Here is a 14,761-nt window from a genome sequence, read left to right as displayed (position 1 = left end):
CCCATAAACCGGCCGGTCGTCAGGCGGCGATGACGAGTTCTCCGCCGGAGATCACCAGCCCTGTGCCCGCTCCCGAGAACGCCGCGACGGCCGGGTAGTACCAGCTCGCTTTCCGCCCGGCGGACAGCGTCGACCAGCTCCAGGTCGAGGCGGCGCAGGTCGGGAAGCGACTCGATCTCGTGCCCGCGCTTCTTGTGGAGCGGCACCACACGCTTGGACGAAAGGCCCGCTCGCGAGACCCGCCCCAGGGTCTGTCTAGTGACCTGAGTCGGAGATTCGTCGGCAGTAGGCGGCGACTTTGTCGAGGATCTCGTCGGCGGTCTTCGTCCATACGAAGGGTCTGGGGTGTTCGTTCCAGTCGGCGAGCCAGGACCGGATGTCCCGCTCCAGGGCCTGGACGGAGCGGTGGACGCCGCGCTTGAGCTTCTTCTGCGTGAGTTCGGCGAACCACCGCTCGACCAGGTTCAGCCAGGACGCGCTGGTCGGGGTGAAGTGCAGGTGGAACCGGGGGTGGGCCAGCAGCCACTTCTTGATGTCGGGTGTCTTGTGGGTCGCGTAGTTGTCGAGGATCAGGTGGACCTGGAGGCCGGCCGGTACTTCCTTGTCGAGTTTGGTGAGGAACTTCTTGAACTCGGCGGCCCGGTGGCGGCGGTGAAGCGAGCCGATGACCTTGCCGGTCGCTACTTCCAGGGCGGCGAACAGGGTGGTGGTGCCGGCCTGGACGTAGTCGTGACTGCGGCGTTCGGGAACGCCGGGCATCATCGGCAGCACCGGCTGTGAGCGGTCCAGGGCCTGGATCTGTGACTTCTCGTCCACACAGAGGACCAGGGCCTTCTCCGGCGGGTCGAGGTAGAGGCCGACGACGTCGCGGACCTTGTCGATGAACAGCGGGTCGGCGGAGAGCTTGAACGTCTGTGAGCGGTGCGGGGCCAGGGCGAACGCCCGCCAGATCCGCGAGATATGGGGGTGCCGTGCACTCGAAGGCGTGGCTCTCTTTCGGCACGGGACACCGGCCTCCGGGGTCGGTAGCAGAGCCTCTTGATCCCGCCGGTACACAAGGGGTGGGAACTCGGGCACGCAGCGCTTGAAAGACTCGTGCGCATGGCTCGCCATGCCCCCGGCGCACGAGAAGTGCCTGCGGCAGCCGAGTTGGTGCCAACCACCACAGTTACACTTCTCGTGTGTCAGACCCACGGTGAGCGGCACTCCTATAGCCGTGAGGTTCTCGGTGATCTGCTGGGGCCGGGTGAAGCTGACGCGGACAGAGACGTTGGCGGCCGAGGTGTGGCCGAGCCACTCGCGCAGCGGCGCCAGGCCGTCCTGAATGATCTTCAGTGAGGCTGGTGAGCCAGACCATGCACAGCCGGTGGTCGCCGGGAGCGAAACCGGGCGGGCGGGCGGGGCCGTACCTTCCGGTGAGCCGTTCTTGGGCGGGGGGTTTGGTGATCAGCACGCTCGTGCCGAGGGGCGCGGTGAGGCCGAAGACGTCGGGGCAGCTGGCTGTCGGCGGCGGGGCCAGCGCGTTGTAGCGGGCCGCGAGGTAGTCGGGGCGGACCTGCTCGGCGAGGTGGCGAACGGGTGTACTTGTTCGCTGCACTGGTCCGGGGCGACGGGCCCCGCTCGGTGGCGTAGCGGTGCGGCGGTGATCGAGCCTTGGCGTTGGAAGTCGCGCGGGCATCGACGTGCTTGGGTTCCCCGCTCCCAGCGTACCGGGAGCGGGGAGGTGTGAGGTGTAGCGATGCCCGTTGGCCAGCGGCACGTCGTACGCTCCGCATCGCGTAGTTCTTGGCATCAGCCAACGGACTGTGGGTTCGGTTTGGATGCCGATTTTGTTTAGGCGGGGCTGTATCTCTCGATCATGTGCATGCGGGTGAAGGTCCAGGTGTCGGCGGGTGCTTCCCAGCTGTGCAGCGAGCTGTTGAGGGTGCCGTCGGCTTTGGCTGTCCAGGTGATGGTCTTGACGCGGCCGTCGGCGTATCCGTAGACGGTGGCGAGGTCGTCGCGGCCGTCGCCGTTGTAGTCGCCGGTGACGAGTTGCATCCGGGAGCGTTCGTAGGAGCCGGCGGCGATGTTCAGTATTTCCTGGCGGTTGCCGAATTTGCCGTCGGCTCCGCTGGGGTTGAAGCTGATGACGGCGTCGTGTCCGTCGCCGTAGTCGTACCAGCTGGCGATATCGTCGCGGCCGTCGCCGTTGAAGTCGCCGGAGTAGACGCTTGCGTTGCTGAAGGTCCAGCCGGTCGATTCCCATCCGTGGATTGGTTCGTTGAAGCCTCCGGTGGGTTTGGTGGGGAAGGTGATGAGTTTGACGCGGCCGTCGGCGTATCCGTAGAGGGCGCCGAGGTCGTCGCGGCCGTCGCCGTTGTAGTCGCCGGTGGCGAACTTCATGCGCTCTGCCGTCCAGCCTTCTGTGCGGTAGAGGGAGCTGAAGGGGGTGTTGAAGCCGCCCTTGGTATTGGCTGTGAAGGTGTAGAGCTTGTCGCTGCCGTCGCCGTAGGCGTACCAGGCGGCGATGTCGTCGCGGCCGTCGCCGTTGAAGTCGCCGGCCTGGGCGTAGATGTGGTCGAACGTCCAGTTGCCGGGCTTGGTGCTCCAGGAGGCGAAGGGTGAGGAGAAGCTTCCGTCGCCCTTGCCGAGCCAGGTGCGCAGGGCGACTTGGCCGGTGTCGTATCCGTAGAAGGCGGCGACGTCACCGATGCCGTCGCCGTTGAAGTCGCCGGTGACGCGCTTCATGTTTTCGGCCCAGTAGTTGCCTGCTGCGGTTTCCCAGGCGTGGGTGGGGTTGGTGAAGGAGCCGTCGGACAGGGCGGGGAAGACGTGTAGTTCGTCGTGTCCGTCGCTGTAGTCGTACCAGTCGGCCATGTCGCTGCGGCCGTCGTTGGTGTAGTCGTGTCTGACGACGGTGCCGGTTGCCCACAGTGACTGGCCCTTGGCGTTGTACAGAACCAGGTTGCCCCGGTCTTGCAGGATTCCGTAGCCGTTGTCGGTGAGGTTCGGTGTCACGGTCCCCGGGCCGTCCTCTGCCTTTTGGACCATGTTGGTGCTCCAGAGCGCGGCTCCGGTGGCGCTGATGACGGTGAGGTTGCCGTCGGTCTGCATCTGGGCCGTGGCGCCGATGTTGCCGGCGGTGCCTGTCTGCCATATCACCTTGCTGGCCCGGGAGGTGACGACGAGGTTTCCGTCGTCCTGCATGGTGAGCTTCATGGAGCGTGAGCTGTAGGACTGTCCGGCGCTCAGAGTGGTGCCTGCGGGGATGCGTGAGCCGCCGGTGATGCCCTCGATGAGGTATGGCGTGCCGAGGGTGGTGCCGTCGGTGCCAGGTGCCTTGCCGGACCACCCCTGCATGGTGTTGTCGCTCTTGCGGGCCCACAGGTCGGCGTAGCCGTCGTTGTCCATGTCGCCGACGGAGCCGATGGTGGGGTAGGCCGAGGCGCTGAGGCCGGTTTTGATCTTCACGCGCTTGTCTGCTGCGCCCCACGTGGTTGGGTCGAGGTAGCCGTCGGGGCTCTTGGCTCCGTAGGTGCGGTAGAGAACGCCGGTGCTGTCGTGCCGCAGCCACAAGTCCGGGATGCGGTCTGCGTTGAGGTCGCCGGGGGCGATTACCGTGAACTGGTCCCAGTCACCGTTGCCGACCAGCACGGGCAGTCGGCCGCTGTCGAGCATGTCGGTGCGGCGGCTGCCGTAGTAGGCCCACAGTTGCTTGCCCTGCTTGACGAGGAGGTCGGGCTGTTCGTCGCCGTTGAGATCGCCTGCGGAGATGACCTGTTCGGCGTTGTACCAGTGGTCGTCCCCGTTCCAGTCGTCACCCTCGCCGTACTCGCAGCCCATCTCAGGGTCCTTCACCGGGCACTGGACGGTCAGCTCGGCCGGGGCGTCGTCTATGACGCCCGTTCCGTTGTTCGGGTAAGTCCTGAGTCTGTTGCGCTTGTCGGTGCTGTCGTATTCGAGGGCGACGAGGTCGTTGTATCCGTCCTGGCCCCAGTCGCCCCGGGAGCCGACGACAGCGTCGGCGAAGGAGTGATCGCCGCCGTTGGTGGCTGTGGCGAATTCGCCCGCGCCCTGGCCTGCGTAGGTCAGGAGGGTTCCGTTGGAGTCGGTGCTCCAGATGTCGAGGTTGCTGTCGCCATTGAGGTCGCCGGGAATGTCGCGTGTCGTGGAGCGGGTGGCGTAGTACAGGTAGGTAGCGGTGTCGGACCGGTTGCCTGCCTTGTCCACGCTGTAGGCGTACACGAAGTGCGGACCGTAGCTGGGTGGAGTGACGGTGGCCGGTACGCCGGGTTTGGCATCGCGCACTTCGGGGTTGTGGTCGGTCCACCAGAAGTAGCGGGCGACGTCCGAGATCCCGTTGGCAGAGAATGTGAATGTGCCTGGGCTGCGGGCCTGGCCGGTTACAGCCGGCCACCCGTCGTCACCGCGGGGGAACTGGTTGTTTTGGGAGGTGATGACGGGGGCCTTGGAGGGGCGGGTGCGGTCCACGGTGAACTTGCAGGTCTTCGACCAGCTGGATGCGGCGCCTTCCTTGTCCGTGGCGGAGACCTGCCATGTGTAGCTGCCGGTGGGCAGGTCCGCGTCCGGGACGGAGAGGGTGGTGACCTTGCCGTTGGAGGCCGGGATGGTCCTGTCCACCACCGGGGTGCTGCTGCCGGACTTGAGTACCCGGAACCGGGAGGTCAGGTTGCCGGCGTCCCTGTCATTGACCGTCGCGTAAAGGCTGACCTTCGTGTTCCCGATCAAGCCACCGTTGGTGCAGGACGTGCTGGGGCTGGTGCCGAGCTTGTCGGGTGCCTTGGGCGGGAAGTTGTAGACCGTCTCCAGGGTGGCGGTCTTCGCATCGAACTTCTTCCAGCCGTAGGTGTCCGTCTCGTCCGAGGCGTACAGACCGAAGGTGACGCTGGCCGAGCCCTTGGAGGCGGCTTCGGTGACCTTGGACGTGGCGTTGAACTCCAGGTTGCCGGCCCCGCAGTCCTTGCTCCAGCCCTTGGAGTCGTCCACGGTGTCCAGCCGGGTGTACTTCGCCGGCTGCCGGTTCCACGTGGTTTTCCGGGAGATCGCTCCGACATGCCAGAGCTGGACGGGACGGTCCTGGCAGGACCAGGACCACGTGTTGCGGACCCGGAACGTAGAGGACTTGACCTTGGCGCCCTTGAGGTCGCCGACGTCCATCTGGAAGAACGACCGGGACACACGGTTGGATCCGCCGGTCTCAGCCTCGTACCCGACCCGCACAACCTCCTTGGTGTTCCAGAACGAGGTGTTGGGATACGCCTTGTAGACCCGCGTCCAGTTCTGCCGCTCACCCCATGACCAGGAAGGATCGATGTACACCGGGTACTGCGTGCCCGTCCCGGTCAGCAGCTCCTGGTCCGGTGTGATCTCCAGACTGTCACCGGCTACCGTGGTGGCCATCTGTGCATCCTGCGCACCCGGCGGGGGCACGAACTGGTCCGCGGGCGTCTCCCCCTCGGCCGCGGACAGGGCGGAAGCCTTGAGGGTGTCATCGGCCGAGGTGATGGTCGTCGAGTCCCACATCAGCGGCGAGGGACTGGTGAATACCGTCTGACCTGCCGGGTTGGTCGCTGTGACGCTGCCTGTCTCGGCGTCCGTCGAGACCGTCACACCCACGGTGTCCAGCTCGTAGGTGAGCGTCTTGAGGTCCGGATTGCGTGCCGCCTCGGCGCTCTTGACGACCAGCAGCTGCGAGAAGCCCTCCACCTCGGCCTTGAGCTGCAGATCCACACCTGGCAGCACCTCGCTGTAGGTGGCCACGTTCTCTGCCAGCGTCGGCTGGGGAAGCGGTGTCGGCCACGTCAAGGAGAGAGTCCGGCCGTCCTTGACACCCCGCAAAAGAGCACCGGAGCCACCACCGGAGAAGGACACCGCGACGGTCGACGCCTTCGGCGTCACCCTGCCGTCTGCGCTGAACGACAGTGTCGGGTCCGTCGCAACCCACGCACCGTCCCGCAGCATCCGCACCGGCGTCCCGTGCCGCTTCACCGACCACGTGCCATCCGGCAACGCCCACGTGTCCGAGGACTCGGTCCGCGCCGAAAGCAGCTCGTACGGCTGTTCCGAGGCGGCGGCCTGCTCGAGTGCGTGGTCCTCCTCACTCTTTGATCCGTCCGCCACCGGATCAGCCTCGGCGGCGGCGACCGGTATGGACGGGGCCGCTGACGCGGTGGGAATGCTCAGGGCCGAGGGGACGGCGATGGCCGTCGCCAGCGAAATGGCCAGAAAACGTCTGTGCCAGGAACAGCGTGAGGCGTGTCTACCACGTGGCGAAAACACCACACCACCCTTTCAAACGTGAAGAACGTGGCCGCGACTCTATATCTGAAATCCGGGCGGGGTCTCGAGCAGCCCGCCTGAGACCTGGAGGAACGTCAGGGACGAGTCAGGTCAACCGGGCTGATTAGGTCCGCGAGTTGGGAGACGGGTCGGTCTCAGTCGTCTAGTTTTCATCCCGTTTGTTACTCAAATTCCTTCGTTGCCCAACTGGGTGCTCAATTCCGATAGGTGTAGTCGTCACGCAAGATGGGTCTGGTGGAGGAAGTGGATCTCCTGTTAACGTCTGGCGGAATTTTGGTAAGGGTGAGGGGTGGGGCGTGAGCCGTTCCGGCATGCGTGGGTTCGTGATGACCCTGGCTGCAGTTGTGATTACTGGTGTGCTGCCGCCGACCGCTGTAGTGGCGGCCGAGACGACATCTGGCGTCGATCTGCCGCGGCTGAAACAGCCACCAGCAGTACCAGTGCAATCGGTCGCCATCGGGGGAAAGAAACGTCCGGACGCGGCCAAGCAGCACGCCTGGAAGCCGACTGCGGTGTCCTGGCCGGCCGCAGGTTCAGCGGAGGTCGCGCCGCGCAAGGGCGCGGTCCTGCGCGCGGGCAAGCTGCCGGTCTCCATTGGTGAGGCTCCAGGCGCGCTCCGTTCGAAGGGGCAGTTGCCAGCCAAGGTGCGGATCTCCGTCGTCGGCCGCGACAAGACGCGGGCGGCGGGCGTCGACGGCGTTCTGCTGTCCGCGAGCCGCACCGACGCCGGCGCCGCGCAGGGCACGGCGAGTGTGAAGGTGGACTACTCGTCCTTCCGCGGCGCCTATGGCGGCGACTGGGCTGCTCGCCTTCGACTGGTCCAGATGCCGGCGTGCGCCTTGACCACGCCAGACATCCCCAAGTGCCGGACTCAAACCGAGCTACCGACCACCAACGAGACCTCGGCAGGGGTACTGACAGCACCCGTGACCTTGAAGGCGGGCGGCAGCCAGGCTTCGGCACCGATGGTGTTCGCGGCCACGGCAGAAGCCGCCGGTCCCACGGGCAACTACAAGGCGAGTTCACTCACGCCATCAGGCTCCTGGTCATCAGGGGGAGCGACGGGCTCGTTCAACTGGTCGTATCCGATCACCGTCCCGTCGGTGCCCGGCGGCATGCAGCCCACCATCAGCCTCGGCTACAGCTCACAGTCAGTGGACGGCCAGACGGCCGCAACCAACAACCAGCCGTCCTGGCTGGGCGACGGCTGGGCCTGGGAACCGGGCTACATCGAGCGTCGCTACAAGCCTTGCAACGACGACAAGACCGACGCCACGAACACGACCAGGGTGGGTGACCTGTGCTGGTACAACGACAACGCCACCCTGTCCCTGGGCGGTAAGACCACCGAACTGGTCTACGAGGAGGGCAAGGGGTGGCACCCGGAGTCCGACGCGGGCGAGAAGGTCGAGAAGCTCACCGGAGCAGCCAACGACGACAAGGGCACGTCAGGCAAGGACGGTGCCGGTGAACACTGGCGCATCACCACCACCAACGGGACGCAGTACCACTTCGGACTCAACCGCCTGCCGGGCTGGAGCGATCACGGCCCTGACACGGATGACCCGAAGACGAAGGACGACCCGGAGACCAACTCGACGCTGACCGTTCCTGTCTTCGGTAACCACGAGGGCGAGCCCTGCTACAACACGGCCTTCGCCGACGCCTGGTGCCAGCAGGCGTGGCGCTGGCAGCTCGACTATGTCGTCGATGTCCGCGGCAACGCCATGGCCTACTACTGGAAGGACGAGGTCAACAACTACGGCCGCAACGTCTCCGAGACCACCGGCAAGTCCACCGTCACCCCCTACGACCGCGGCGCCTACCTGGACCACATCGACTACGGTCTGCGCGACGACGCCGTCTACACCGGCAAGGCGATGGGACAGGTTCACTTCGGCGTGGACGAGAGGTGCCTGTCCTCCTGCGGGACATTCACCGAGACGTACGCCAAGAACTGGCCCGACGTTCCCTTCGACCTGTACTGCAAAGCGGACGCGACCGAGTGCAAGGACCAATACTCGCCCAGCTTCTGGTCCCGCAAGCGCCTGAAGTCCATCACCACCAAGGTACTCGCTGGCGGCGTCCACACGGACGTCGACTCCTGGACACTCCAGCAGGGTTTCCCCGCCTCGGGTGATGGCGTATCCACCCCTATGTGGCTGGAATCCATCACCCGCACGGGCAAGGCAGGCAGTGCCGTCAGCCTGCCCCCAGTCACCTTTGCCGGCGAGCAGAAGGCCAATCGCGTCGACAAACTCGGTGACGGCCTGGCTCCGTTCGTCCGCCTGCGGCTCTACCAGATCACCACCGAGGCCGGCGGCACCGTCGCGGTCAACTACTCCGAACCCGACTGCACCGCTGCCACCCTCCCAGCCACCGACGACAGCAACACCACACGCTGCTACCACGTCAAATGGACCTTCGAAGGCGAGGACGCAAAGGACGACTGGTTCAACTCTTACGTTGCCACCCAGATCCTCGAAGGTGACAACCTCGCCTCTACACCGGACAAGGTGACCTCCTACGCCTACCTCGGAGGGGCAGCCTGGACCAAGGGCACCGACGAGCTGATCAAGGCAGACGACCGTACCTACTCCGTCTTCCGCGGATACGGCCGGGTACAAGTCCGCACCGGATCGGGATTCGACGCCAAAAGCCTGTCCGAGACGCGCTACTTCCGAGGCATTGACGGCCACGAGGTCAAGGACTCCGCCGGTACTGCCGTCACAGACCGCAGGCAGTTCGCCGGCATGGCCCGAGAGCAGGCCACCTACAACGGCGACGACACCAACAAACTCGTCTCCGCCACCTCCTACACCCCGTGGCGCTCCGAGCCGGCAGCCACCCGCAGTCGGACCGGTCTTCCTGCCCTCGAGTCCCGCAAGACCGGCACCCAGAAGGCCATAGACCGCACCACCGTCTCCACGGGCACACGCACCACTGAGAAAGCCACCGAGTTCGACCAGTACGGCATGGTCAAATCCGTCTCCGAGACCGGAGACACCGCCAAGGGCGGCGACGAACGGTGCACTCTCACCACCTACGCCCGCAACACCAGCAAGCACATGCTGAGCATGGTCGCGCGAACGGAGACCCTGGCCAAGGAGTGCACCAGCACCACCATCACCCGTCCCGACGATGTCATCGACGACACCCGCGCCTTCTACGACAACAGCGCGTTCGGCGCCGCACCATCCAAGGGACTGCTCACCAAGACCGACCGCATCAACGGCAAGGGTGACGGCTACGACACCGTCTCCTCAGTACCCAGCACCTGCGGCGCAGCCAAGAACGAGCTCTGCTACGACCTCTACGGGCGAGCCACGGCTGCCGGGGACGCCTACGGCAAGGTGACAACCAGCACCTACACGCCGACAACCGGCGAAGCGCCGACTGAGTCACTCGTAACGAATCCGCTCGGACACACCACCACGACGGTTCTCGATCCCCTCCGTGGCCAGCCCACACAGGTGACAGACGCCAACAGCAAGGTCACCACGACCGCCTACGACGGTCTCGGGCGAATCCGTAAGGTATGGCTTCCCACTCGCTCCGCGGTCACTTACCCGGACTCGCCGAACTACGACTTCACCTACCAGGTCCGCACCGACAGCCCGACCGTAATCACCACCAAGACCCTCACATTCGACGCGAAGTACGAGACTACGTACGCGTTCGCTGACGGGCTCCTGCGCGACATACAGACGCAGGCGACCTCACCCGACCGCTCTGGTCGCCTGGTCTCGGAAACCTTCTATGACACCCGCGGCCTCGCCTGGCGCTCATCCGGCACGTACTACACCGAGGGCGTCGCGGAACCGCTCCTGGTGACGGGGCAGGAACTGAAGTATCCCGCCTCGACCGATGTCCAGTACGACGGCGCCGGCCGGACCACGGCGGTGATCTCCCGCAAGTTCGGTGACGAGACCAAGCGCACAGTTACCACCTACACCGGCGACGCCACCACGGTTGTCCCGCCCAAGGGTGGCATCGCCACCACCACCATGACGGACGCACTCGGTCGTACCACTGAACTCAGGGAATACACCAACGCCGACCGCACCACATCTCAGGCGACCAAGTACACCTACGACAACCGCGGGCTACTGAAGCAGGTCACCGACCCCTCCGGCGCCGCCTGGACGTACGGCTACGACGTACGCGGCCGACAGACCACCAGCACCGACCCCGATACGGGTTCAGCACTCACCACCTACGACCAGGGCGACCGCTTCACCGACACCAAAGACGCCCGCCAGATCACACTGCACACCGACTACGATGCCCTGGGCCGCAAGACTGCCCTGAAGAAGGGCACCACCACGCTCGCCACGTGGACCTACGACACCGTCGCCAAGGGGGAACTGTCCAAGGCGACCCGCTACATCGACGGCGCCGCATACGAATCCGCCATCACCTCGTACAACAGCCTCTACCAGCCCGTCCTCACCCAGGTCACCATCCCGGCCAGCGAAGGCAGCCTCGCCGGCACCTATAAGTGGACCACCTCCTACAACCTCAATACCGGCCAGGTGATGTGGACCAAGCAGCCCTCCATGGGCGGCCTGCCAAACGAGACCATCAGCAACACCTATACGGCAGTCTCGGGCCTGCTCAACACCGTCGGCGTGCCCGATGCGCAACTCGTCTCGAACACGACCTACGACCACTACGGGCGCAACACCCGCCGCGAGTACGGCGAGTTCGCTCAGCACCTGTGGACCACCAGGGTGTACGACGACCACACCGGTCAGCTGACCCGCGCCTACACCGACCGCGAGGTCGCACCACAGCGCATCGAAGACACCAAGTACAGCTACGACCCAGCCGGCAACGTCACCGCCATCGCCGCCGCCTACGGCCAGGACGCAGCCCGCACCACCGACACCCAGTGCCTCAGTCTCGACGCCCTGACCCGCGTCACCGAAGCCTGGACCAACACCGGTGAACAGTGCGCCACGACCCCGTCAAGCACCGTCGTCGGCGGGCAAGACGCCTACTGGAGCAGCTACACCTACGACGCCGTCGGCAACCGCAAAACCGAAACACAGCACAAAACCGCATCCGGCCCCACCGCCGACACGGTACGTACCTACGCTGCACCAACGGCTGGCAAGCACAACCTGCCCAACGTGACCCAGACCGGCACCAACGCACACGAGGAAACCTTCACCTACGACGACGCGGGCAACACCGAAATCCGGCAGATCGGCACAGCCGCCGCCCAGACACTGCGATGGGACGACGAAGGCCACCTTAAGTCCGTCACCCAGGGCACTGCCGTCAGCCAATACCTCTACGACCCTGACGGCCAGCGCATGGTCCGCCGCGACTCCACCGGCACCACCCTGTACCTGCCCGGCGGCAACGAACTCCACCTCGACAAGAACGGCAGCGTCACCGGAACGCGCTACTACACAGCTGACGACACCATCGCCGTACGCACGAACGGCAAACTGACCTTCCTCGTCAGCGACCACCACGGCACCAACACCACCCAGGTCACCGCCGACGCCGCACAAATAGTCACCCGCCGCAAATCCACACTCTTTGGCGCGCCCCGCGGCTCGGAGGCCCGTCCGTGGGTCGGTGACAAGGGATTCGTCGGAGGAACCAAGGATGCTGACACGGGGCTGACGCATCTGGGTGCCAGGGAGTACGACCCGGCGATCGGGCGCTTCATCAGCGTCGACCCGGTCATGAACCTCGCCAGCTCCCAGCAGTTGAACGGGTACACCTACGCCAATAACAACCCCGCCACGCTAAGTGACCCGCGCGGCCTTTGCCCAAAGGACGTGTGTGGCGGATTCGGCCAAAATCCACTCGACAAAGATCCCGACGCCTTCCACGGAGACCCGGACGACGTCAACAACGAAACAGCCGGAAGAGGCGGCGAAAGCGGCACCACCGAGAACACCGACGGCACGCCCAGTGTGATCGACCTGGGTAACGGAGAGGCTCCGCCGCCGCCCGTAAAGCTGGTCAAGAAGTACTTCGGAGAATTCAAGAGTCTGCAGTTCGTCAAGAATAAGATCGGCCAATGGGGCAACGTCCTCGGGTTCAACCTGAGCTACGAACTAATCCTCAGAGAGCGCTGCTCTGGTGGCGCCCCTAATGAAGTTTGCTCGCAGTTGTCGAAGTACTATGACGGCTGGAAGCACATCAAGGAAATTGACACACTCGACACTTGCCCCATCTGCGGAAACATTGGGTTCGACTTTCTTCTTGCAGGTCGGATGGGGGCATGGAAGGGCGCAGGAAAGTGGAAGGGTGTGAAGTTTGACTGCTTCCGCTGCTTCCTGGCCGGCACCGATGTGCTCATGGCTGACGGGCGAACAAAAGACATTGAAGATGTGGAAATCGGTGACGAAGTACAAGCGACCGACCCGCTGACAGGAGAATCAGGGCCTCGGCGCGTCACGCAACTCATCGTCACTGAGAACGACAAGAAGTTCAACGAGCTATCTATAGCCACTGAAAACGGTATAGAAAAACTCACTGCCACACACGAACATCCCTTCTGGTCTCCCTCCCAGAATGACTGGGTGGAAGCGCGCAACCTCAGCAAGGGCATGACGCTCCTCACCGATAACGGTGAGACCGTGATCGTCACTGCTAACCGACCGTTCGCAAAGCACGCGAGAACCTACAATTTTACAGTCGACGACCTGCACACGTACTATGTGCTGGCGGGCGAGACGCCGGTCCTCGTTCACAACAGCGGACCCGGCTGTGGATCGATTTGGATCGATTCGAACAAGGTTCCTCACCATTTCAAGCATGCTGAAGACTTCGGGATCACCGGAAAGGAGAGCAAGGCAACCAAGCTGGCTTTCGTGAATACCTTGGAGAGCTTCGTCAGGAACCCGGGGAACGTTCAAATCACAGGTACCTATCGGGGAGCCGCAGCGCGGCACTATGTGGACCCCAATACGGGGCGTCACGTATCGGTCGATCTTGAATCCGGGCAGATGCTGGGCGCCTGGAGATCGGATCCGACGTCGGACCAGTTCCGGTACCTTATGGAACAGGGGAAGCTGTGATGGCCAAGCTAGAGCCATTCTTGGTGCTCGCGTCAGCAGTGGCAGAGGGAAGGATCTCGGCGGCCGAGTTCTCGGTGGTCTGCCTTCCGCTGTACAAGAACTACCCGGGCTCATTTCCGTCGCACGAGCAATATGAGGCTGCCACCGAATTGTTCTACGTAGCCAACGATCACTATGCGGGCGAGTTGGATGCGCCTGCGGGTACGTTGAGTGACGAGCAAGTTAGAGTGGCAGCCACAGAAATTGCCGAGAAGATGCGATCGCTGCTTCGGTGAACGTGGTCCGGTAGGGCTTCTGTCGAGAATTACGATCCGCGCATGCCCACGACAACAGAAATTCGTGTTGTCGTGGGCATGCGCGCTTTGACGGCAACGCTGACGGCAACGTCAGCGGACGACGGCTGCGGCAGGGGGAGCGTCGGGGTCATCGTTGGTGGGGCCGAGGGCGTCGCCCAGGGTGTCGATGGCTTGGCGTTGGAGGCGGAGCCTTACGTGGGCGTAGACGCCGGCGGTTACGCCGATGTGGGCGTGGCCAAGGAGTTCCTTGACCACCACGAGGTCGACGCCCTGTTCCAGGAGGAGGGTGGCGGTCGAGTGGCGGAGGTCGTGGAAGCGGATCGTCCGGAGCCCGGCCTTGTGGAGGATGGCTTTATTCACGAGTAGTGGTTCTGGCTCGCTTTCCGTGAAGGCGGCACGCTGAGTGACGACTGACGCTCGGATTGGCCTCCCGGAGATTGCCTGAATATGATCAGCACCGCCCTTGGAGCGGCCGACAGTTCAGCATCGTGGAAGAGACATCGTTCCGGCTGGAGAGGCTGTTGTTCCCGTCGATCGCGGACGTGGCGGTGCTGTCGGTGAACGTGAACCACGAGGCGATACGCATCGAGGCCCGCGGTACGGCAACTGAGGCGGGGTGTCCGAGCTGTGGGAGCCAGTCGAGCCGATTACACAGCTCTTACCTGCGGTTTCCCGCCGATGTTGCCAGCGCGGGGCGGCGGATGGTTCTCTGCCTGTGGGTCCGCCGGTTCTTCTGCCGGAACGCTGGGTGCGGACGGCGGACGTTTGTCGAGTAACTACCGGGCCTGACCCGGCGACACAGCCGGTGGACCGAGCGCCTGCGTTCGACGCTGGTCGCGGTCGGCCTCGCCCTGGCCGGCCGGGCCGGCGCCCGGATGGCACGAGTCTTCGGGGTGTCCGTCAGCCGCAGCACGGTGCTTCGCCTGCTCACGACCTTGCCGGAACCGGAGGCACCATCCCCACGGGTGGTCGGCGTCGATGAGTACGCAACACGCAAGGGGCGCGTCTACGGCACGGGGGCCTTGACCCCGAGTTCTGGACACGGGTTATGCGGCTTGCGTCAGCGTAGTTGATGTTGTTTCGGACGCTATCTCGTAAGCGATCGGGCTGCGGTGT

Annotated in this window: 4 protein-coding genes and 2 pseudogenes; 3 read left to right on the top strand and 3 right to left on the bottom strand. The window is 64.5% G+C overall.

Annotated elements, in window-relative coordinates; genetic code table 11:
• Positions 1 to 255: 255 nt before the first annotated feature.
• Together IE94_RS0131595 and IE94_RS41315 are read right to left on the bottom strand one after the other, a co-directional pair.
• Positions 256 to 960: pseudogene (locus IE94_RS0131595) on the bottom strand (IS630 family transposase); the annotation flags it as partial.
• A gap of 873 nt (positions 961 to 1,833) precedes the next feature.
• A complete protein-coding gene (locus IE94_RS41315; protein WP_051777791.1) occupies positions 1,834 to 6,123 on the bottom strand; it encodes an FG-GAP-like repeat-containing protein in 4,290 nt (1,429 codons plus the stop codon).
• Positions 6,124 to 6,629: 506 nt separating this feature from the next.
• Here IE94_RS41315 and IE94_RS0131575 point away from each other — a divergent pair.
• Both IE94_RS0131575 and IE94_RS0131570 read left to right on the top strand, forming a co-directional pair.
• Entirely contained in the window at positions 6,630 to 13,349 is a 6,720-nt protein-coding gene (locus IE94_RS0131575) for a polymorphic toxin-type HINT domain-containing protein (RefSeq protein ID WP_425337990.1), read from the top strand.
• A complete protein-coding gene (locus tag IE94_RS0131570) occupies positions 13,349 to 13,624 on the top strand; it encodes a hypothetical protein (RefSeq protein WP_157849412.1) in 276 nt (91 codons plus the stop codon). Before IE94_RS0131575 ends, IE94_RS0131570 begins: the two co-directional genes overlap by 1 nt.
• 111 nt (positions 13,625 to 13,735) lie before the next feature.
• Here the strand turns inward: IE94_RS0131570 and IE94_RS38575 are convergent.
• A pseudogene (locus tag IE94_RS38575) lies at positions 13,736 to 13,993 on the bottom strand (tyrosine-type recombinase/integrase); the annotation flags it as partial.
• Positions 13,994 to 14,133: 140 nt separating this feature from the next.
• Between IE94_RS38575 and IE94_RS37345 the strand changes: the two are divergent.
• On the top strand, positions 14,134 to 14,421 hold the full coding sequence (locus IE94_RS37345; protein ID WP_051777787.1) for a transposase family protein: 288 nt from the start codon (positions 14,134 to 14,136) through the stop codon (positions 14,419 to 14,421).
• Positions 14,422 to 14,761: the final 340 nt, after the last annotated feature.

Origin of the sequence: Streptomyces violaceorubidus, from assembly GCF_000717995.1 — a bacterium.
GTDB lineage: Bacteria > Actinomycetota > Actinomycetes > Streptomycetales > Streptomycetaceae > Streptomyces > Streptomyces violaceorubidus.
The sequence above is the reverse complement of the archived record's forward strand: the minus strand, read 5'-3'. Positions and strand labels throughout refer to the sequence as shown.

Bases quoted from the DNA above. Each gene is read 5' to 3' on its own strand.
- IE94_RS0131575 (WP_425337990.1), top strand. From the start codon at position 6,630: ATGACCCTGGCTGCAGTTGTGATTACTGGTGTGCTGCCGCCGACCGCT.
- IE94_RS0131570 (WP_157849412.1), top strand. From the start codon at position 13,349: ATGGCCAAGCTAGAGCCATTCTTGGTGCTCGCGTCAGCAGTGGCAGAG.